Source organism: Lentzea sp. NPDC004789 (genome assembly GCF_053601075.1).
In genome coordinates, this window is record NZ_JBSGBE010000021.1 from 51,911 (window position 1) to 71,584 (window position 19,674).

At 69.2% G+C, this 19,674-nt stretch carries 22 protein-coding genes and 1 pseudogene; 8 read left to right on the top strand and 15 right to left on the bottom strand.

Features of this window, described 5'->3' with window-relative positions; all coding sequences use genetic code 11:
* Nucleotides 1-38: 38 nt before the first annotated feature.
* The 10 genes and pseudogenes from ACWEIJ_RS36400 to ACWEIJ_RS36445 form a co-directional block, all read right to left on the bottom strand.
* The gene (locus tag ACWEIJ_RS36400) at nt 39-227 is read right to left on the bottom strand and encodes a hypothetical protein (RefSeq protein WP_449841799.1); all 189 of its coding nucleotides are present in this window, start codon (nt 225-227) and stop codon (nt 39-41) included.
* 1 nt (nt 228) lies between these two features.
* The gene (locus ACWEIJ_RS36405; protein ID WP_449841800.1) at nt 229-1,698 is read right to left on the bottom strand and encodes an aminotransferase class I/II-fold pyridoxal phosphate-dependent enzyme; all 1,470 of its coding nucleotides are present in this window, start codon (nt 1,696-1,698) and stop codon (nt 229-231) included.
* 49 nt (nt 1,699-1,747) lie between these two features.
* Nucleotides 1,748-2,275 (bottom strand): hypothetical protein, encoded by a 528-nt coding sequence (locus tag ACWEIJ_RS36410; protein ID WP_449841801.1) that lies wholly within the window; start codon nt 2,273-2,275, stop codon nt 1,748-1,750.
* Nucleotides 2,276-2,312: 37 nt separating this feature from the next.
* The gene (locus ACWEIJ_RS36415; RefSeq protein ID WP_449841802.1) at nt 2,313-3,212 is read right to left on the bottom strand and encodes an SDR family oxidoreductase; all 900 of its coding nucleotides are present in this window, start codon (nt 3,210-3,212) and stop codon (nt 2,313-2,315) included.
* A gap of 84 nt (nt 3,213-3,296) precedes the next feature.
* Nucleotides 3,297-3,596: a hypothetical protein gene (locus tag ACWEIJ_RS36420; protein WP_449841803.1), complete on the bottom strand. Its 300-nt coding sequence runs from the start codon at nt 3,594-3,596 to the stop codon at nt 3,297-3,299.
* A gap of 16 nt (nt 3,597-3,612) precedes the next feature.
* Complete coding sequence (locus tag ACWEIJ_RS36425) at nt 3,613-4,347, bottom strand: esterase/lipase family protein (protein ID WP_449841804.1); 735 nt, start codon at nt 4,345-4,347, stop codon at nt 3,613-3,615.
* Between the two features lie 70 nt (nt 4,348-4,417).
* Nucleotides 4,418-5,536, bottom strand: a complete 1,119-nt coding sequence (locus ACWEIJ_RS36430; protein WP_449841925.1) for a cytochrome P450 — start codon at nt 5,534-5,536, stop codon at nt 4,418-4,420.
* 142 nt (nt 5,537-5,678) lie between these two features.
* Nucleotides 5,679-5,936 carry a DUF3040 domain-containing protein gene (locus ACWEIJ_RS36435; protein ID WP_449841805.1) on the bottom strand — a complete coding sequence of 86 codons (258 nt, stop codon included), beginning with the start codon at nt 5,934-5,936 and terminating at the stop codon, nt 5,679-5,681.
* 3 nt (nt 5,937-5,939) lie between these two features.
* Nucleotides 5,940-7,695: pseudogene (gene ctaD, locus ACWEIJ_RS36440) on the bottom strand (aa3-type cytochrome oxidase subunit I).
* 45 nt (nt 7,696-7,740) lie between these two features.
* On the bottom strand, nt 7,741-8,949 hold the full coding sequence (locus ACWEIJ_RS36445) for a glycosyltransferase (RefSeq protein ID WP_449841806.1): 1,209 nt from the start codon (nt 8,947-8,949) through the stop codon (nt 7,741-7,743).
* 172 nt (nt 8,950-9,121) lie between these two features.
* On the opposite strand from ACWEIJ_RS36445, the gene ACWEIJ_RS36450 reads away from it, so the two are divergent.
* Nucleotides 9,122-9,502 (top strand): hypothetical protein, encoded by a 381-nt coding sequence (locus tag ACWEIJ_RS36450; protein WP_449841807.1) that lies wholly within the window; start codon nt 9,122-9,124, stop codon nt 9,500-9,502.
* Between the two features lie 146 nt (nt 9,503-9,648).
* Nucleotides 9,649-11,031 carry a glutamate--cysteine ligase gene (locus ACWEIJ_RS36455; RefSeq protein WP_449841808.1) on the top strand — a complete coding sequence of 461 codons (1,383 nt, stop codon included), beginning with the start codon at nt 9,649-9,651 and terminating at the stop codon, nt 11,029-11,031.
* Here ACWEIJ_RS36455 and ACWEIJ_RS36460 read toward each other — a convergent pair whose 3' ends face one another.
* Nucleotides 11,032-12,813, bottom strand: a complete 1,782-nt coding sequence (locus tag ACWEIJ_RS36460; RefSeq protein WP_449841809.1) for an N-acetylglutaminylglutamine amidotransferase — start codon at nt 12,811-12,813, stop codon at nt 11,032-11,034.
* 161 nt (nt 12,814-12,974) lie between these two features.
* Between ACWEIJ_RS36460 and ACWEIJ_RS36465 the strand changes: the two genes are divergently transcribed.
* From ACWEIJ_RS36465 to ACWEIJ_RS36480, 4 genes are all read left to right on the top strand, one after another.
* A complete protein-coding gene (locus ACWEIJ_RS36465; RefSeq protein ID WP_449841810.1) occupies nt 12,975-14,384 on the top strand; it encodes an amidase family protein in 1,410 nt (469 codons plus the stop codon).
* A 39-nt stretch (nt 14,385-14,423) separates the two neighbouring features.
* A complete protein-coding gene (locus ACWEIJ_RS36470; protein WP_449841811.1) occupies nt 14,424-14,771 on the top strand; it encodes a hypothetical protein in 348 nt (115 codons plus the stop codon).
* A 141-nt stretch (nt 14,772-14,912) separates the two neighbouring features.
* Nucleotides 14,913-15,302, top strand: coding sequence for an STAS domain-containing protein (locus tag ACWEIJ_RS36475; RefSeq protein ID WP_449841812.1), 390 nt, complete (start codon nt 14,913-14,915; stop codon nt 15,300-15,302).
* Nucleotides 15,299-16,054, top strand: coding sequence for an STAS domain-containing protein (locus ACWEIJ_RS36480; RefSeq protein ID WP_449841813.1), 756 nt, complete (start codon nt 15,299-15,301; stop codon nt 16,052-16,054). Before ACWEIJ_RS36475 ends, ACWEIJ_RS36480 begins: the two co-directional genes overlap by 4 nt.
* Before the next feature lie 4 nt (nt 16,055-16,058).
* Here ACWEIJ_RS36480 and ACWEIJ_RS36485 read toward each other — a convergent pair whose 3' ends face one another.
* The gene (locus ACWEIJ_RS36485; RefSeq protein WP_449841814.1) at nt 16,059-16,364 is read right to left on the bottom strand and encodes an STAS domain-containing protein; all 306 of its coding nucleotides are present in this window, start codon (nt 16,362-16,364) and stop codon (nt 16,059-16,061) included.
* A gap of 138 nt (nt 16,365-16,502) precedes the next feature.
* Between ACWEIJ_RS36485 and ACWEIJ_RS36490 the strand changes: the two genes are divergently transcribed.
* Both ACWEIJ_RS36490 and ACWEIJ_RS36495 read left to right on the top strand, forming a co-directional pair.
* The gene (locus ACWEIJ_RS36490; protein ID WP_449841815.1) at nt 16,503-17,840 is read left to right on the top strand and encodes a cytochrome ubiquinol oxidase subunit I; all 1,338 of its coding nucleotides are present in this window, start codon (nt 16,503-16,505) and stop codon (nt 17,838-17,840) included.
* Entirely contained in the window at nt 17,837-18,832 is a 996-nt protein-coding gene (locus tag ACWEIJ_RS36495) for a cytochrome d ubiquinol oxidase subunit II (protein ID WP_449841816.1), read from the top strand. The genes ACWEIJ_RS36490 and ACWEIJ_RS36495 overlap by 4 nt, the downstream gene beginning before the upstream one ends.
* Here ACWEIJ_RS36495 and ACWEIJ_RS36500 read toward each other — a convergent pair.
* From ACWEIJ_RS36500 to ACWEIJ_RS36510, 3 genes are read right to left on the bottom strand one after another with little or no spacing between them, the layout of a single operon-like run.
* A complete protein-coding gene (locus ACWEIJ_RS36500) occupies nt 18,825-19,079 on the bottom strand; it encodes a hypothetical protein (protein ID WP_449841817.1) in 255 nt (84 codons plus the stop codon). The genes ACWEIJ_RS36495 and ACWEIJ_RS36500 overlap by 8 nt on opposite strands.
* Nucleotides 19,080-19,109: 30 nt before the next feature.
* Nucleotides 19,110-19,442: a hypothetical protein gene (locus ACWEIJ_RS36505; protein ID WP_449841818.1), complete on the bottom strand. Its 333-nt coding sequence runs from the start codon at nt 19,440-19,442 to the stop codon at nt 19,110-19,112.
* Complete coding sequence (locus tag ACWEIJ_RS36510; RefSeq protein WP_449841819.1) at nt 19,439-19,669, bottom strand: hypothetical protein; 231 nt, start codon at nt 19,667-19,669, stop codon at nt 19,439-19,441. Before ACWEIJ_RS36510 ends, ACWEIJ_RS36505 begins: the two co-directional genes overlap by 4 nt.
* Nucleotides 19,670-19,674: the final 5 nt, after the last annotated feature.

Genomic DNA, 19,674 nt, shown 5'->3' on the forward strand with positions numbered 1-19,674 from the left:
CGTCGGGCGTGACCCGGCAGAACGCGACCAGTCCTCCGCTACAGGCGTTCAGCACCGCGTCGTTCGCGGCCCGACAGCCTTCGGGTTCGGTCATCGGGAAGACGGCTGCTCCGGCCTGGCGGAAAACCACTGGGATCGTGCGTTCCCACATGGGTGTGGACGTCGAACAGCGGCACCTCGACGCCGAGCGCGTCCCACCACGGCCGCACCAGGTCGTCCGCGTACATGTCACGGCTTCCTGGCCACCACGCGGAAGCTCTTCAGCTCTGGATCGGCCGGATCAGGTAGTTCCATCCCGGCGTTCAAGCCGCTGCGGACGTAGTCGACGACCTCCTTGGTGATCACCTCGCCGGGCAGGACCGCCGGGGCGCCGGGCGGGTAGGGCGTGATCATCTCGGCGCAGATCCGCCCCACGGCCTGGTCGGCCTCGACCTGTTCGACCTCGGCGAAGAACGCGTCGCGGGGCAGCATCGCGGTCTCCAGCTGCAGATCCTGTGGAGAGGGCAGGTCCACCGGTGGGGGCGGCTCGAATCCGCCGGCGGCCTTGGTCAGCGCGCCGAGTGCGTCGAGCAGGATGCCCGCGGTGCGGTGGTCGTCCGCGTGGGTGAACTGGGCGACGATCCGCCGGTGGTCGGACAGGCGGAGGGTGACGCGCTGGTGCTCGCGCAGCCAGTCCGTGGCCTGGTAGCCGCTGATGCCCAGCGCGGACACGTCGACGACCATCTTGAGCGGGTCGAGCGAGTGCGCCAGGTCCTCACCGATGAACTCGGCCTCGCCCATCACGCGCAGGCCGGGCAGGTCGTTGATGGCGGCACGGGTCGAGTGGGCGAGCGCGAGAGTCGCGGTGAGAAGTTCCTCGCCGTGCTGGACCATGTGTCGTCGCCAGCCGTCGAGGGTGGCGTAGACGAGCGAGGTGGGGCTGGTGGTGGCCAGGAGGTCCTCGCGGGCCTTGAGGACGTTCGGGTCGACCAGGTCGCCTTGCAGGTGGAACACCGAGCTCTGCTCCACCGCGGCGCCCGACTTGTGCACGCTGGTGACGACCACGTCGGCATCGGCGTCCATGCCCCACGGCGGCAGCTCGGGGTGGAACGGCAGGTGCGCGCCCCACGCCTCGTCCACGATCAGCGGCTTGCCGAACTCGTGGCACACGTCGGCGATCGCCTGGATGTCCCCGCACGTGCCGTAGTCGTTGGGCGTCACCAGCAGCATGCCCTTGGTTTCCGGCTCGGCCTCGAACATCTTCCGCACCTCGCCCGCGCCTGGAGGGTGAGACAGGTGGCGTTCGGCGTCCCAGTGCGGCGAGAGCCAGACCGGCGAGACGCCGCTGAGGATGAGCGCCGAGGTGACCGACTTGTGGGCGTGGCGGGGCACGATGATCTTCTCGTGCGGTCCGGCGACCGACAGCATGGCGCTCTTGACCGACAGCGAGCTGCCGCAGGTGGAGAAGAACGCCTGCTCGGCGCCGACGGCTTCGGCCATCAGCTGCTGGGCCTTCTCGATCACGCCCTGCCGGTTGAGCCGGTCGTCCAGGCCGTTGACCGAGATGACGTCGGCGGCGTAAACGGCTTCACCGAGGATCTCCAGCACGCGGGGGTCCGCGCCGCGGCCCTGGCGGTGGCCGGGTGGGTTGAACGGTGTGTAACCGCACTCGCGGAACGCCTGCAACGCCTCCAGCACCGGTGCCCTGTTCTGGTCCATATAGGAGAGTTGCCACGACGAGGAGCGCAAAACCAGATCGCCCAACGCTTCAGCCGGTCGGGGTGCCTTGGTGTCCGTGGGGTTTGAGCTGCTCTTCGGCATCGGTCGGGGTGCGGTGCAGCAGACCGTCGTGGTTCTCGCCGTACTGGCCGGTTTGCAGCAGTGGCGGGGAGTAGGCGTGGATGGTGATCGTCGGCCCCGCGCCGGGTTCACGGCGCATGCGGTGGATGAAGGTGTCGTCGAAGCAGAACGTCCCGCCCGCGTCCACCGCCGTTCCGGTGGGCCGCTCGCCGAGCCGCAGGTGTTCGTGGCGGATGCACCCGCTGACGACGTGGACCGCGCCGCGGGACCGGTCGTGGTCGTGGAACCCCGTGTCGTGACCGTCGGCCATCCACGAGATCGCCCACACGCCGAGGTGCTCGTTGGTGAAGACCTCGGAGTAGGTGCGTTCCGCTGTGGTCTGTCGCAGTTCGTCCTCCCAGAGCGCTGGCTGGTTGGCGACGGCCTTGGCGATGTCCGCGAGCTCTTCCGGGGTCAGCCGGCTCTGTGGCTCCTCGAAGGGCAGGTCATTTGGCATGGCCGTGGGATTGCCTGGCGAAAAGCGGATGAACGCCTCACGTGAGCAGCTGGCCACCGGTGACGCCGAGGACCTCGCCGGTGATGTAGCTGGACTCCTGCGAGGCGAAGAAGACGAAGACCGGCGCCAGCTCCGCCGGTTGTGCGGCACGGCCCATCGGCGTCTGCGCACCGAAGTCGTCGACCTTCTCGGCGGGCATCGTCGCGGGGATCAGCGGTGTCCACACCGGACCGGGCGCGACGGAGTTGACCCTGATGCCCTTGCCGATGAGGTCGGCAGAGAGGGACTTGGTGAAGTTGACGATGGCGGCCTTCGTCGCCGCGTAGTCCATGAGCGGAGGCGAGGGCATGAACGCCTGGATCGACGACGTGTTGATGATCGTGGAGCCAGGACGCATGAGCGGCACCGCCGCCTTGCACAGCCAGAACATCGCGTAGATGTTGGTCTTGAACACCCGGTCGAACTGCTCGCTGCTGATGCCGAGCAGGCCGTCGCTCTGCGCCATCTGGTAGGCCGCGTTGTTCACCAGGACGTCGATGCGCCCGAACTCCTCTTCAGCGCGCTTGGCGAGTTCGCGGCAAGCGTCTTCGGTGCGCAGGTCACCGGGCACCAGCACGGCCTGCCGACCGGCGTCGGTCACGAGCTCCGCGGTGCGCTCGGCGTCGGCCTGTTCCTCTTCCAGGTAGGAGAGCAGCACGTCTGCGCCCTCGCGAGCGAAGGCCAGCGCGGCGGCGCGGCCGATGCCGGAGTCACCACCGGTGATCACTGCTTTGGCGTCGGGCAGGCGGTTGCTGCCCCGGTAGGTGCGCTCACCGTGGTCGGGCTCAGGACCCATGTGCCTGTCGGTGCCGGGATGCGGCTGCTCCTGGCCCTCCTGGTGACCGGGGCGCGGGTACTGCTCCCGCGGGTCTTGGCGGGTGTACTGGTCTGCGGACATGTGCGGTCACCTCGCGACGAGTGGAACTTCGGCACCGCAGGTGTTCCCGTGCGGGCGATGTTCAACCCGCGTTCTGAAGCAGGTTCACCACACTGGTGACCTTCCTGCGGGAGCGGTCCAGCCGTCGGGCAAGGTCTGTGATCGCGATGTCGGACCGCCGGTGTGCCCGGTCGTTCGATCACGTGCCGCAGCCGGAGGTAGTCGGGCCGGCACGCAGTCGGCCTCGTCCACCACGAACAACGACGGCCGCGCCTGGTGCAGCCGCTGGATCGATCGGCGTTCGCGAGCTGTTCGGGAGAGGAACAGGTACTCGATCCTGGCGTCGGTGAACGCGTGCAGTTGCTCCTGGCGCAGTTCGGTCCAGCCGAACACCTCTTCGGCCATCCGGAGAAGGTGTTCGTCAGCCGGCATCGCGCAGGTCGAACCTTTCCGCGGCCCAGCCGGCCAGGCGCGGCCGCAGGGCGAGGTACACGTCCGGGTCCAGCCCCATGCCGGTGTGGGTGCTGTGCACCTCGACGTGCTCGGCGGACGGGTCGAGGCTCAGCCGCCACGGCACGATTCCGTCCGACTTGGAGTACACCGACACCGCGGGCATCTGCAGCGGCGCGGTGGCCGCGGCGACGTTGTCCTCGAAACAGGTGCCCGAGAGGCAGTCCTCGTCCATCAACCCCGGCACGCCGATCGCCGACAGCCCCGCCAACGCCCTGGCGGCGAGCAGCACGTGCGGGTGGGCGCCCATCGGGTCGAGCACCGGGCTGCCCAGCATCACCAGCCCGCGCACCAGGTCGGGGCGGCGGGCGGCGGCGAGGCGGGCGAGTCCGCCGCCGCGGCTCTGTCCCAGCAGCACGACCGGGCCTCCGGTGGCCTCGGCGTGTTCCTCCAGGCGTTGTTCGACGCGGTCGACCAGTTCGGACGTGCAGCCCACGTTGAACCCGACACCGGCTCCGACCGGCAGGTAACCGCGGTCGCGCAGCCAGGTGGTGGCCAAAGCGAGGCTGAAGTCGCTCGCACCGAAACCGGGCACCAGCACGACGCCGAGTCCGGCGCCTTCGTGAGGATTCACGTCCCGCCACACCGAATGGCGCAGCAGGCGGGGGATCGTGAGAGCGGCGACGGCGACGTTTTCGCGTGCCAAGGATCGCAGTTGTCCAACAGCACTCATCGTCCTGTTTAGCCCGGCAGAGCGGAGACAAACACGGACAGAGTCACGTTTGGCGCGGCGTGAGCCGGAAGCCGCTGCGTGGGCGCGCGGGAATCCTGCTCAGCGAGATGGTGAGGTCCTGGTCGGGCACGTCGTACTCGAGGCAGGCCAGGCGGGTGCACAGCTCGGCGAGCAGTGCGACGGTGAACGGTTCGCCTGGGCAGCGGTGCCCGGTGTGCGGATCGCCGGCGCCCTGGGGCACGAGGTCCCAGGCGCCGATCTCGCGGTCGAGGAACCGCCGCGGGTCGAACCGGTACGGGTCCGTCCACAAGCGACTGTCGTGGTTCTGGCCGTAGAGGTCCAGCAGGACAAGGGAACCTTCCGACACATGCTCGCCCTGCCACGTCAGGTCCTGCGCGGCACGGCCTCCGAGGAACGGCGCGAACGGGTAGAACCGGCGCAGCTCGTGCGCGAACGCGACAGCGAAGTCGCCGCTTTCCCGCAGCGGATCCCGGTGCTGTGGCCAGCGGTGCAGCGCGTGCCCGGCGTAGGCGACGAACCAGCACACCGCCACCGTCGGCCGGATCACGTTGAGCAGTTCCACCGCCGCGGTGTGCGGATCGAGCAGCTCGCCGTCCGCGTCACGGTGCCGGGCGACGATGTCCAGTGCTGATCCTGGTGGTGCGTCGAGCTCGTTGTCGCGCACCTGTCGCACGAGCGCCCCGAGCCAGGCCTCACGGCGCTTGCGGGCTTTGCGGGCACGCCAGTGCCGGGGACCGGCCGTGGCGAACCCGTCGACCATCGCCACCAGGTCGGCAGCCAGTTCGGCCACGTCGTGGGTGCCCACCGGAATGCCGGCCCAGCGGCGCACACCCGCGGTCAGCGCCCGGCTGGCCTGGTCGAACAGCACGACGTCGTGGCCTGCCCGCCACCCGATGACCGTGTCCTCCCACGCGGCGGCCACACAGGCGGTCAGCGAGGCGACCGATTCCGGGTTCACCAGTGACAGGAAGAAGCTCTTGCGCTGCCGGTGCGCGTCACCGTCCAGCGTGTGCACCGCGCCATGACCGAACAGCGTGCTCAGCACCGGGCTGGGAATCGCGCCGTGCCGCTGCACGTGTTTCTCGTCGTAGAAGAACTGCGCGGCTTCCGGTCCGCACAACCCGAGAGCGGGCTGACCCATGACACGTGTCCGCACCACATCGCTGCCGCTACTGCGCCGCAGACCCGGCATCCAGGCGTAACCCTCGAGCAGGAGCCGCAACGACTGGTCCAAGCGGTGACCTCGCATTCCCATACGTTGCCTGTGCCCACTCCGTCGCGCTTCAAACGCGAGTCACGTGCAGGCACGCGCCGACCATGAGAACCACCACACCGACGAAGACGAACGTCAACAGGCCAGTGAGCACACCGATGATCACGCAGGCCGCACCGAGGGCGTCGACGGCGAACCGCGCCCATCGACGGTTCGCCGTTCGCGGCGTGGAGCCGTGCGCGCTCAAGGTCGCGGCCAGGTCCGGGTCCTCGACGGTGAGCCGGTGCTCGATGCGCCGGAGTTCTCTGAGCTCGCGGGCGGGGTCCACGGCTCAGTGCTTCGTTTCGCGATCGGTCGGCGCGAGCACCTCGTCGGTGGTCTCGTCGATGCCGGCGGGACCGCGTTTCGTGATGGACACGTGGGATTCCTCCCGCATGCGCTCCACCATGTGCGGATAGTGCAACTCGAACGCCGGCCGCTCCGACCGGATCCTGGGGCAGCTCGTGGAAGTTGTGCCGGGGCGGCGGAGAGGTCGTCGCCCACTCCAGCGAGTTGCCGTAGCCCCACGGGTCGTCTCCACCGGCCGGTTCGCCGTACAGGCGGCTGCGGAAGACGTTGTACACGAACGGGAGCACGGACAGCCCGAGCACGAACGATCCGATGGTGGAGAAGGTGTTGAGGAACGTGAAGTTGTCGGTGGGCAGGTAGTCGGCGTAGCGGCGGGGCATGCCCTGGTTGCCGAGCCAGTGGTGGACCAGGAACGTGCCGTGGAAGCCGAGGAACGTGGTCCAGAAGTGCAGCTTGCCCAGCGGTTCGCTCATCATCCGGCCGGTGATCTTCGGGAACCAGAAGTAGATGCCGGCGTAGGTGGCGAACACGATCGTGCCGAACAGCACGTAGTGGAAGTGCGCGACGACGAAGTACGTGTCCGTGACGTGGAAGTCCAGCGGCGGCGAGGCGAGCAGGATGCCGGACAGGCCGCCGAACAGGAACGTCACGATGAACCCGAGGCTGAACAGCATGGGGGTCTCGAACGTCAGCTGGCCTCGCCACATCGTGCCGATCCAGTTGAAGAACTTGATGCCGGTGGGCACGGCGATGATGAACGTGGTGGCGGAGAAGAACAACAGCAGCACCGCACCAGTGGCGAACATGTGGTGCGCCCACACCACCACGGAGTACAACGCGATCGCGATGGTCGCGTAGACCAGACCCTTGTAGCCGAAGATCGGTTTGCGGCTGAACACCGGGAAGATCTCCGACACGATCCCGAAGAACGGCAGCGCCACGATGTAGACCTCGGGGTGGCCGAAGAACCAGAACAGGTGCTGCCAGAGGATGGCGCCGCCGTTGGCCGGGTCGAACACGTGCGCGCCGAAGTGCCGGTCGGCGAGCAGTGCGAGCAGCGCCGCGGTGAGGATCGGGAACGCCACCAGCACCAGGATCGACGTCACCAGGATGTTCCAGGTGAAGATCGGCATCCGGAACGCCGTCATGCCCGGCGCGCGCAGGCACACGATGGTGGTGATCATGTTGACCGCGCCGAGGATCGTGCCGAGACCACTGACGACCAGCCCGGAGATCCACAGGTCACCGCCGATGCCGGGGGAGTGCGTCGCGCTCGACAGCGGCGTGTACGCGGTCCAGCCGAAGTCCGCCGCACCCGCCGGGGTCATGAACGAGCCGACGACGATCAGGCCGCCGAACAGGAACAGCCAGTAGGAGAAGGCGTTCAGGCGCGGGAACGCCACGTCGGGTGAGCCGATCTGCAACGGCACCACGAAGTTGGCGAACCCGAACACGATCGGCGTCGCGTAGAGCAGCAGCATCACCGTGCCGTGCATGGTGAAGAGCTGGTTGTACTGCTCGTTGGACAGGAACTGCAGGCCCGGCCGCGCCAGCTCGCCGCGCATCAGCAGCGCCATCACGCCGCCGACCATGAAGAAGCCGAACGAGGTGACCATGTACATGATCCCGATCAGCTTGTGGTCGGTGGTGTTCAGCAGCTTCAGGAACGCGGCGCCCTTGCGGCCCCGAGTGGCCGGCGTCGGGTGCGCGATGACCGGTGTGGGCCTCAGCGTGGTCATGGTCCCCCTTAGGCACCGCACGGCAAGTGCCGCGCAGCGCCGGGGCTACCCCGCAGAATCCACGTGACACTCGCCAACGCCCGTCCGTCCGGACGAATCCGCACCGGCCCGTGCGTAGACGCGCAGGACGTCCTCCGCGACGCGGCTCCACGAGTACCGCGCGGTGACGCGGTCCCGGCCCGCCACCGCGAACTCGTTGCGCAGCGTGTCGTCCAGCACCAGGGAGCGCAGCGCCCGGGACAGGCCGTCCGGTTCTCCTGGCGGCACGAGCAGGCCTGTCACGCCGTTCACGACGACATCGGCCAGCGCGCCGACCGCGGTGGCGACGACCGGCACACCGCACGCCATGGCCTCGATCGCGACCGCACCCGACGGTTCGTACGACGGCGCGCAGATGACGACGTCGGCCGACCGCAACAGAGCGGGCTTCGCCGAGTCCGCCACCGCGCCGGCGAACACGACCCTGTCTCCGACACCGAGATGCTCGGCGTGGTCGCGCAGCTTCACGAGTTCGGGACCGTCGTGCAGTCGTCCGCTCTCCGTGCCTCCGGCGATCACGAGTTCGGCCTCGTCGAGACTGGAGAACGCCGTGATGACGGCCTCGACGTCCCGGTACCGCAGCAACGGTGCCGTCGTGAGCACGCGGTACAGCTGGCCGCGCCCTGCCTGAGGGCCTTCGGGTGTGAGCCTGTCGATGTCGACGCCCTCGGGAACCACGGAGATCTTCGTTCGGTCCACTCCTGCCTTGATCAGTTCGGCCATCTCGTCCGAGCTGACCGCCGCGACGTGCGCGGCCTCCTTCCCGACCAGCAACTCGATCCTGCCGCGCTCTTCCGGTCCGGTGTCGCTCACGCGATGATGCCGCTCGACCGCCGCGAGCGAGTGGAACGTCTGCACCACCGGAACTCGAGCCCGCCGCCCACCGAGCACGCTGACCATGCCCGACATCCATCCGTGCCCGTGCACCACGTCCGGCGGGGAGGATGCCCATTCCTCCAGGAGGAACGAGATGAAAGCACCGGTGTGGGGCAAGCAGTCCGCGTCCGCGAGCGGCACCGCCGGTCCGGCGGGCACGTGCACCACCTCGTAACCGGGATCTGTGCGCACTCGGCCGGGCACGTCCGGGTCGTCCCTTCGGGTGTACACCGTCACGTCGTGCCCATGTCGGCCCAAGGCGGACGAGAGCCCGGCGATGTGAGACCTCCAAGCCACGCCGAGGGAGCCCGCGTGGGCGAACACCATCGCGATCTTCATGATCACTCCAGCTGATGAGGTTCGACAAGCACGTTTGCGAGCTGCTTGGTCAACTCGGAGTCACCGGTCGCTACTGTGAATGACGAGGCTACCCGTGTCACCGGCTCTGAAACCCTCCCGGCAACGCTGGAACCGCCAGATTGCGCACACCTGCAGCGGGTACCTGGGTTGCATGGCGACTGGTTCCGCATTGGCCCGGGCTCACGGTCTGTTCAACATCGCGGGCGGGCTCTGGCCGATGGTGAGTGCACGCTCCTTCGAAGCCGTGTTCGGCCACAAGGAGGACCGCTGGCTGCAACGCACCACCGCTGGGCTGCTGATGGGGATCGGCTGGGCGCAGACCAGGTCGGCGGCGGGTCAATGGCAACATGCGCGGACGCTCGGGCTGGCCACAGCGGTCACGTTGCTGGCGATCGACCTCGTCTACGTGCCCAAGGGGCGCATCGCGAAGACTTATCTGCTCGATGCCGCGATGGAGGCCGCGTGGCTCTACGCGTGGTCGCGCGCTTCCGGCGATGCTGCCCTCCGATCCGAAGTGGACCGTCGCGGCTGACACGTTTCGTGCAGGTAGGTGCGGGTATTCGGCCAGGGCATCCACCGGTGAAGCAGTGCGCCGGCGCCACTTCGGGTGGCGGTCACTGAAGGCGGTGAGACGTGGGACGGACATCATCGACGGCCGCGTGCGGTCCGACTGTCGGCGTGGAGGAGGAGTTCCTCCTGGTGGACCCGGTGACCGGGGCCGCGGTCAACCGCGCGGACGAGGTCGTCGCGGTCGCGCGTGACGTGTTCGGGCTGGAGCTGGAGCACGAGCTGACCGGTACGCAGGTCGAAACCAAGACGTCGGTGTGCGGTGACGTTGAGCAGGTGCGTCGTGAACTCCTGGGCTTGCGGCGGACGGTCGCGCGGGCCGCTCGCGAAGCCGGCTGCCGGGCGATCGCCGTCGGCGCTCCACCGCTGGGCGACACGACCGGCGTGGTCACGGACGATCTGCGCTACCGGCGAATCGCCCGTGAGTTCGGCGCCCTCGCGGCGCAGCAGCTGATCTGCGGATGCCACGTGCACGTCGCCGTGCCCGACCGGGAGACCGCGGTGCAGGTCTGCAACCACGTGCGGCCCTGGCTGCCGTTGCTCGGTGCGATCACCGCCAACTCGCCGTTCTCGCGCGGCGTGGACACCGGGTTCGCGAGCTGGCGTTCGATGGTGTGGTCGCGCTGGCCGGTGTCGGGCCCGCCGCCGTTCTTCACGTCGTGGCAGCACTACCAGGCCGTGTGCGGCACGGTGCTGGAAGCGGGTACCGCGCTGGATCCGGCGATGATCTACTGGGACGTCCGGCCCTCCGATCAATGGCCGACCGTGGAGGTCCGTGTCTCGGACGTCGCTGCGAGCGTGGACGACGCGGTGCTGCTGGCGGCCGTCGTGCGTGCTCTGGTCACCAAGGCTGTGGCCGATGCCGAACGCGGTGTGGAGGCGGTGCCGGTTCCCGCCGAGATCCTGCGCCAGTCCTGCTGGCGAGCGGCCAGGGACGGCCTCGCCGGGCACGCTCTGGACGTGCTGTCGGGGCAGTCGCTGCCGCTGAGGCAGCAACTCGACCTGCTGATGGCGCAGCTGAAGCCGATTCTCGAAGCCAACGGTGATCTACCTGCGGTGGAACGAGGCCTGCAGCTGCTGGACAGGCACGGCTGTGGTGCGGACCGGCAGCGGCGAGCGTTCCGCGACGGCGAGACGGAGGCTCTGCTGGGTTTGCTCGATCTTGACGCGGTGGATCGGCCGGCACAGGGCGTCGTCGAGGTGAGGATGGGCGCCGAGGTGGACATGTCGAACAGCGACGAGCTCGAACGGCGCTGTGCGGAGGCGTTGGAGGCGGGCGCGGAGGAGGTCGTGGTCGACCTGTCGGAGGTCGTGTTCTTCGGTTCGTCCGGCATCACCGCGCTCGCCAGGATCCGCGAGCTCGGACTCGATCGGGGAGTGCCGATCAGCGTGGTGGCGAGTGCGACGGTCGCGCGCATGCTGCACGCGACCGCCATGGACAACCTCCTGCCGCTGCGCGTGCGTCCGGAGACGTCCCTGCCCACGGCGGGTTGATCAGCCGATGCCGTGCTGCTGCAGCCACAGCTCCAGCACACCGAGGTGCCACAGCTCGTTCCCGCCTGCCTTGGTGGCGCTGCCGTTGGGGTCGGCGAGCAGAGCGTCGACGTACTCGCGGCGCAGCACACCGCGACGACGTGCGGCGGGGGAGCTCATGGCCGAGCGCAACAGGTCGAGGACCTCGCCGTCGAGCTGGGTGAGGGCCGGCACCGGGAAGTACCCCTTCTGCCGGTCGACCACCTCGACGGGCAGCAGGTCGCGCCCGATGTCCTTGAGGATCCCCTTGCCGTCCTGACCTGACTTCAGCTCCGGCGGGCACGCCGCGACCAGCTCCACGAGGTCCTGGTCGAGGAACGGCACGCGCGCCTCGACGCCCCACGCCATCGCCATGTTGTCCACCCGCTTGACCGGGTCGTCGGGCATCAGCAGATGCGTGTCGGTTCGCAGCACGGCATCCAGCGCCGTCTCCGCACCGGGAGCCGCGAGGTGCCGGGTGATCAGGTCGCCGCTCACGTCGTGGTCGGCGAACCAGTCCGGGTGCAGGACCTGCGCGAGTTCGTCGTGGCCGAGGTCGTGGAACGCGTCCACGAACACGCCGGCGGCCTGATGGCGTGCCGCAGTGGCCGCGGGTTGGTGGTAGCGGTAGCCGGCGAACACCTCGTCGGCGCCCTGGCCGCACTGCACGACCTTGACGTGCCGGGAAACCTCGCGGCACACGAGGTGGAACGCGGTGACGTCGTGACTGCCCATCGGCTCGCTCATCGCCCCCACGGCGTGCTCGACCGCCGCGGCGATCTGCTCGTCGCCGATGCGCAGCTGGTGATGGTCCGTGCCGAACTTCTGCGCGACCACGTCCGAGTAGGCGAACTCGTCGCCGTCCACACCGTCGCGGTCGCGGAAACCGATGCTGAAGGTGCTGGGCTGCTGCCCCTCGTCGGCGAGCAGCGCCACCAGGAGGCTGGAGTCCAGCCCGCCGGAGAGCAGCACACCGACGTCCACATCGGACACCGTGCGGCGCCGGACCGCGAGCTGCAACGCCTCCCGGACCGCCTGCTGCCAGTCCTGCGCGGTCCAGTTCGCATGCTCGGGCCGCCTTGAGTACGAGGGCTGCCAATAAACGTGGTCGCGCGGCGCCCGTCCCGGTTGGAGCACGCGGATCGTGGCGGGCGGCAGCTTGCGCACTCCGCGCAGGACAGTGCGCGGTGCGGGAACGATGGAGTGCCAGGTCAGGTAGTGGTGCAGTCCGACGGGGTCGAGTTCGGTGTCGACGCCCCCGCCCGCCAGCAGCGCGGGAAGTGTTGACGCGAACCGCGTTCGCCCACGTACCTCGGTCAGGTAGAGCGGCTTGATGCCGAGCCGGTCCCTGACCAGCAGCACTCGGTCGCGCCGCCGGTCGACCAGCGCGATGGCGAACATGCCGACGAGGTGCTCGGCGAACCGCTCACCCCAGCGGTCGTAGGCCTTGAGGATCACCTCGGTGTCGCTGGTCGACCTGAAGCGGTACCTGTCCGACAGCTCGTCCCGCAGTTCCTGGTAGTTGTAAATGCAGCCGTTGAACACCACGGCGAGCCCGAGCTCGTCGTCGACCATCGGCTGCGTGCCGGCGTCGGACAGGTCGATGATCGACAGTCTTCGGTGCCCGAGCGCCACCCGTCCTTCGGACCAGTGGCCGGAACCATCCGGTCCGCGCGACCACATGGACCGGGTCATGCGCTCCACCGCGCCGACGTCCGGCTGATTCGCCTGGTCGGCTACGACCTCTCCGGCGATTCCACACATGGCCTCTCCTCGGACGACTCGGCTGACAAGGTGCCGTCCGAATACCCCGAATGCCGACGATCATGTTTGACCTGCAGTTGAGCGCGTGTGTGAGCAAAAGCACGTTTGTGTCGCTCGTTTGCAGGTTGACGCGCGCGGGTCGCGAACCCGGCAATGGAGCCGTGGAACTCCTGGCCACCGACCTGGACCGAGCGACGATCCCGTCGCTCGCGCGCTGGATGGCGGCCGGTGCGCTCACGTCGGCCGATCTGACCCGCGCCTACCTGCGCCGCATCGCGGACGTGGACCCGCTGCTACGCGCGGTGCTCGCGGTCGACCCGACCGCGTTGCGTCAGGCGCAGGAGAGCGACCTCAGGCGGGCGCGCGGACGGTCACACGGGCCGATGGACGGCATTCCCGTGCTGCTCAAGGACAACATCGACACCGTTGGCCTCGCGACCACCGCTGGGTCACGGGCACTGAGCGTGCCGCCCACCGCCGACGCCGAGGTGGTCGCGCGCCTCCGCGCGGCAGGGGCTGTCGTGCTGGGCAAGACCAACATGACGGAGTGGGGCAACTTCCGCTCCCCGTGGGCCACGTCGGGCTGGTCGGCGGCGGGCGGTCAGACCGCCAACCCGCACGTGCTGGACCGCACGCCGTGCGGCTCGTCGTCCGGATCGGCCGTGGCGGTGGCGGCGTCGCTGGCGCAGGTCGCGGTCGGCACCGAGACCAACGGCTCGATCGTGTCCCCGGCCGGACACGCCGGTGTCGTCGGGTTCAAACCGACGCCCGGCCGGATCAGCAACGCCGGCATCGTGCCGATCACCACTCGCAGGGACACGGCCGGCCCGATGGCGCGGCACGTCGTGGACGCCGCGATCCTGACGGCGGTCATGGCAGGCGCCCAGATCGACTCCTTCACGCCGGACTCGTTGCGGGGCAAGCGGGTCGGGGTGTGGCGCAGGGCCGGGTTCGACGGGCTCGTGGCGTCGGTGGTGTACGTCCTGCACGCTCACGGCGCGACCACGGTCGACGTGGACCTGCCGTACCAGGACCAGATCCAGGCGGCCGACCGGCCCGCGATGCTCGCCGAGTTCAAACACGACCTCGAGGAGTACCTCCGCACCCGGCCAGGCGCGCCGCGCACGATGCGCGAGCTGATCGAGTTCAACGAGACCGACCCGGTCGAGTTGGCCCTGTTCGGCCAGGAGTTGTTCCACGACGCCGAGAAGGCACCGCCACTCACCGATCCCACCTACCTCGGCCGGCGGCGCACCGCGATCGCCCTGGCGCGCCGGTCCGTCGACGAGGTGCTCGCGGCCCACCGGCTGGACGTGATCATGGCGCCCACCAACGGTCCGGCGTGGCCGGCCCGCGGCAGCGACCCGGCCGGTCCCCGCACAGCTCTGCCCGCGGCGGTCGCGGGTTACCCGAGCATCACCGTCCCGGCCGGGTTCGCCGGTCTGCTGCCGATCGGCATGTCGTTCATCGGCGGGCACGGGACGGACGAGGCGTTGCTGCGGATCGCGGCGGCCTTCGAAGACGCGGCGCAGGCCCGGCGAGCGCCGGCGTACCTGCCGACGACACCCTGACGCACTTGTGCCGCGCCCGGAAGGGCGAGACGCTGATCCATGGCGTCCGGGGAGCGGGCAAGATCGAGGGCACACGGCGCGGCGGAGCGCATCCGCGAGCTGGCGTCACGTCGCGCCCAGCTCAGAACACGAGTCGGCAGGGCGTCGACCCCGGAAGACGCCGAAACGGCTGTGGCCGCACTGACCGAGGCCAAGGCCCACGCTGCTCAAGCACGGGAGAGCCTCGGCGAGAGCCTCAACCGCGCCGCTGCCGCACACGAACGAGCAGCGGAGGTCCATGCGCAGGCGGCGGAACGGGGTGGCAGCGGTGCGGCGGAGCACCGCGCCGCGGCTGCTCAGCACCGCGCCGCCGCCGAGGCTGACCGCAGGCGTGCCGCCGACCTGTGAGGCTGGTCCGTCCGACTGACCCGTCTGGGGAGTCGACGTACCCGCACCAGAGGAATATGGTCGGAGTCGCAGCAGACCTGCTGCGGTTTGGGTTGAACAAACAGCCCGGCTCATGTGCTCCGCTTCCCGGAGAAGGGCCGTATGGCTGACGCACGTTTCACCCCGGACGACCTGGCTTCCGTCAGCATCGAAGACCTCGGGGCAGTCGTCGTCGTGCGGATGACCGGCGAAATCGACGGCAGCACGGGAGACCTGGTGGGCGATCCACTGTTCTCGTGCCTCGACACGGCGTCGAACCCGGTCGTCGTCGATCTGACGAACGTCGAGTTCATCGGCTCGACCGGCCTGAACATCCTCGTACGGGCCCGCGAGACAGCGCTCAGGCGCGCCATCGCACTCCGCGTCGTCGCGAGCACGCACCCTGTGCTGCGGGCCATGGAGATCAGCGGCCTGGACACGTACCTGCCGATGAGCCGGTCCATTTCGGAGGCGGTGACCAGCATCGTCGTCCCGGCGGACGCGGACCGATGACCGCGGACCAACTGACGCTCGACGCCGACCTGCTCGGCCACTGCGTGGTGATCCGGCCGAGCGGAGTGCTCGATCGTTCCACCTACGCGCGGCTCCGGGACTGCATGCTGAAACACGCGGTCGAGGTACCGCGGGCGTTGATCGTGGACCTCAGCGACGTCACCATCGGGACCACGAGCGTCCTGAGCGTCTTCACGACCGTGTCGTTGCGCATCAGCGACTGGCCCGCGGTGCCCGTGCTCGTGGCGACCGGTCCCGCTCATGCCGCAACTCTCCGCCGCGCACCCATCCGCCGGTACGTGACGGTGTTCGCCGACGTCGACGAGGCGCTGGCGAACGTCGACCGCCCGGCACCTCGCAAACGTGCGCTCGTCGTGCTGGCACACCATCCCGGAGGCCCGCACGACGCCCGCCGTTTCGTGCGCCGGACGTGCGGTGAATGGGGCTTGCCGGACGTCTTGACGTACGACGCCGTGCACGTCGCCTCAGAGCTGGTGCAGAACATGATCCAGCACACGAGTTCCGAGGCACGTCTTCGCCTGGAACTGCGGCACGACCGCCTCACCGTCGCCGTCGGCGACGACAGCCCGGCTCCTGTCGTGCTCGCCGATCCCGGACTAGACCCCGTCCGGGCGAGGAAAGGTCTGCGGATGGTCGCACAGCTCGCGAAGACGTGGGGCTGCGTCGCGGACGAGATCGAACACCGGAAGACGGTGTGGGCGGTCCTGGTCACCTCCGGCGGCAGGGCCTAGCCGCTCACTTCTCGAACATGCGCGTGAGGCCGGTGAGGCCCAGAACTCGCCGGACTTCCGGGCTGGGCGAGGCCAGCCGCAGGGACCCGGTCATCTCGACGGCCCTCGCGCGGCTGCGGACCAGCGCGCTGATCCCGGTGGAGTCGCAGAAGGTGATTCCGGAGACGTCGAGGACGAGGTGGTGCCGCCCCTCGTTGATCAACCGGTCCAGTTTCGCGAGCAGCGCGGCCGAACCCGTCACGTCCAGCAGCCCGGTCACCTCCAGCTCGGTCTTCGCCGCAGACGTACCGGTGACACGGATCCTCAACATGGTGCACCACCCCTGGTCGCGCGAGACGCGATGGCGCTGAATACCCGGTGTTCGCTCGAATATGGCTTCGGCGCAGCGAGGTTGAGAACTGCGACGGCGGGTATGCCGCACGGGTCAAAGGGTGATCCGAGGAGGGGCGTGCTGGAGTTCCTGGCCGACGCGAGCGGAAACCTGTATCCGGCGCGCATGCAGATGGCGTTGTCGCTGGGCTGGCACATCGTGTTCGCCTGCTTCGGCATCGCGTTCCCGGCGGTCGTCGTGTTCACCGAGTGGCGCGGCCACCGGCGCGGTGACGAAGCGCTGACGGCCCTGGCGCACAAGTGGGCCAAGGCGATGGGCGTGCTGTTCGCCGCCGGTGCGGTGTCCGGCACGCTGTTGTCGTTCGAGATGGGGATCCTCTGGCCGGGGCTGATGGGCCGTTTTGGTGAGGTGTTCGGCTTTCCGTTCGTGCTGGAGGGGTTCGCGTTCTTCGTGGAGGCGATTTTCGTCGGCGTGTACCTGTTCGGCTGGAACCGGTTGTCGCCGCGGGCACACGTGCTCAGCGCGCTGCCGATGGTGGCGGCGGGTGTCGTGGGCGCGTTCTGCGTGGTCTCCGCCAACGCCTGGATGAACAACCCCACAGGGTTCCGGCTCGACGAGCAGGGCGACGTGGTCGACGCGCGGCCGTGGGCCGCCATGTTCGGCCCGTCGACCTGGGCGCAGTTCGTGCACATGTGGCTGGCGGCGTTCATGGTGACGGGCTTCCTGATCGCCTCGGTGTACGCGGTGGGCATGTTGCGCGGCCGCCGCGACCGCTACCACCGGGCCGGGCTGCTGATCCCGCTGACCGTTGCCGCGATCGCCACACCGGTGCAGATCGGTGTGGGGGACTGGATCGCGAACGTGGTCGCGGACAACCAGCCGGCGAAGCTCGCCGCGATGGAGGGCCAGTACGAGACGACCTCCGGTGCCGGGTTGTCGATCGGTGGCATCTACCGCGACGACGAGCTGCACTACGCCGTGGAGATCCCGTACGCGCTGTCGTTGCTGATCCACCACGACCCGGACGGTGTGGTGCCAGGTCTGGAGGAGGTGCCGGCCGACGAACGGCCACCGGTCAACGTCGTGCACTTGGCCTACAACGCCATGGTCGGCATCGGGACCGCGCTGCTGTTGCTAGCCGCGTGGTACGGCCTGGTGTGGTGGCGTCGGCGTCGTTTGCCGGACACAGCGTGGTTCCTGCGAGCCGTCGCGGCATCGGGTGTGGCGGCGGTGATCGCGATGGAGGCGGGCTGGATCACCACCGAGGTCGGAAGGCAGCCGTGGGTCGTCTACGGCATCCTGCGCACCGCCGACGCCGTGAGCCCGGCGCCAGGTCTCGGCTGGGGCCTGGTGGCGGTGGTGGGCGTGTACACCGTGCTCACCGCTTTCACGGTGGTCGTGCTGCGCAGGCTCGCTCGGGACCAGGACACACCAGTGCCACAGGAGCAGCGGTGACACTCGCGGAAGTGGTGCTCGGGGCGGCGTTCGCGGGGCTGGTCGCCTACGCGTTGTTCGGCGGTGCGGACTTCGGCGGCGGCGTGTGGGACCTGCTGGCGGGTGGCACCGAACGCGGGCACAGGGTGCGGGACCGGATCGAGCGCTCGATCGGCCCGGTCTGGGAGGCCAACCACGTCTGGCTGATCTTCGTGCTGGTGGTGCTGTGGACCGGGTTCTCCGGCGCGTTCGCCGCCGCCGTGACCACCCTGTACATCCCGCTCACGCTGGCCGGGTTCGGCATGATCGCCCGCGGCGCGGCCTTCGCCTACCGCAAGAGCGTCAGCACACCGGGAATGCGCCGCTTCTTCGGCGCGGCCTTCGCGTTGTCCTCGTTGCTGACACCGTTCTTCCTCGGCGCCGTGGTCGGCGGTGTCGCCTCCGGCCGCGTGCCGCCGGGCATCGCCGAGGGCGACGTGCTGGCCAGCTGGGCCAACCCCACCTCGCTGCTGGGCGGCACACTCGCCGTGCTGGTCTGCGCCTATCTGGCAGCGGTGTTCCTGTGCGGCGACGCGCGCCGCGACGGCGAACACGACCTGGCTGACGTGTTTCGCTTGCGCGCCTTGGTGACCGCGGCTGTCACAGGTGCGGTCGGCTTGGCAGGGATCGCAGTACTCCACGCCGACGCACCGCTGTTGTTCACCGGACTGACCGGACGCGGTCTGCCCGCCGTGGTGTTGTCCGTCGTCGCGGGGCTCGGCGCACTCGCTCTCCTGCTGGTGCGCCGCTACACCGTCGCCAGGATCGCCTCGGCTCTCGCCGTCACCGCGATTCTGATCGGCTGGGCGGTGGGGCAGTACCCGTACGTGCTGTTGCCATCCCTGACCGTCGACCAGGCCGCAACCGGCCGCACCACCCTCGTCGCGTTGCTCGTCGCGCTGGGCGCGGGAGCACTGGTCCTGGTTCCCTCGCTGGCTTACCTCTACGTGCTGTTCCAACGGTCCGTCAGGTAGCGGGCTCCGGCCCTCGGCGGGGACGGGCCGGTGGCTCGACCTGCATGATGTGCACGGTGTCCAGCACCAGAACGGTGCTGTCGGGCAACATCACCGGCACCCACAGATGAGAGGTCTCCGGATCGGTCACGTGCGCCCCGAGAACCACGCCGCTGAGGACGGCGGCGGGATGCAGCGCATCCGGATTGAGGTAGGTGACGACCGAACCGCGGTCGGGGCAAGGTGTCGAAGGCATGGCGGAGTCCATCGTCTCAAGTGGACGTTGTCGGTACCGGCGTCAGTCGCGTCCGCGTGCCGGAGTCTGTCCGTGGACACCGTGTCGCAGCGGAGTGTGGTCGTCGGGCGAGTGCGCGGGAGACGCCGAAGGCTCGGTCGGCGTTTGCCTGGCGCCGGGCGCGCCGCGCTGGTCGACTCCCGTGGGAGTGGCGCCGTCGGCGAGCTCAGCCAGTCGTGCCTCGAGCAGCTGCAGCGCCGGCAGGCGGTTGCCGTGCTCGCGCTCGTGACCGAGGACCGCACGAAGATCCTTCTCGGTGAGCGAGCGGATCCGGTGCCTCAGGTCTCCCAGAGCGAGCTGGTCGTAGTCGGGCAGAGGGAGTTCGTCTGTGCTCACGCGGCTTGGCTACCCGCCGAAACACCGAGCAAACGAACGGTCAGGGCCGCAACCACCGCCGCCCAGCCGATCGGGATGATCGTTTCGAACGGCTGCCGGACGAGATCGGGGCGGGTCGCCTCGACCGTGTGGTGCCCGTAGTCGCTCCGGAACCGCGCGTGCTGCGCGCCGAGCGCCCCGGAGCCGGGGCTGATTGGCAGGCTCCAGGAAACAAACCCGCTGGCCAAAGCTG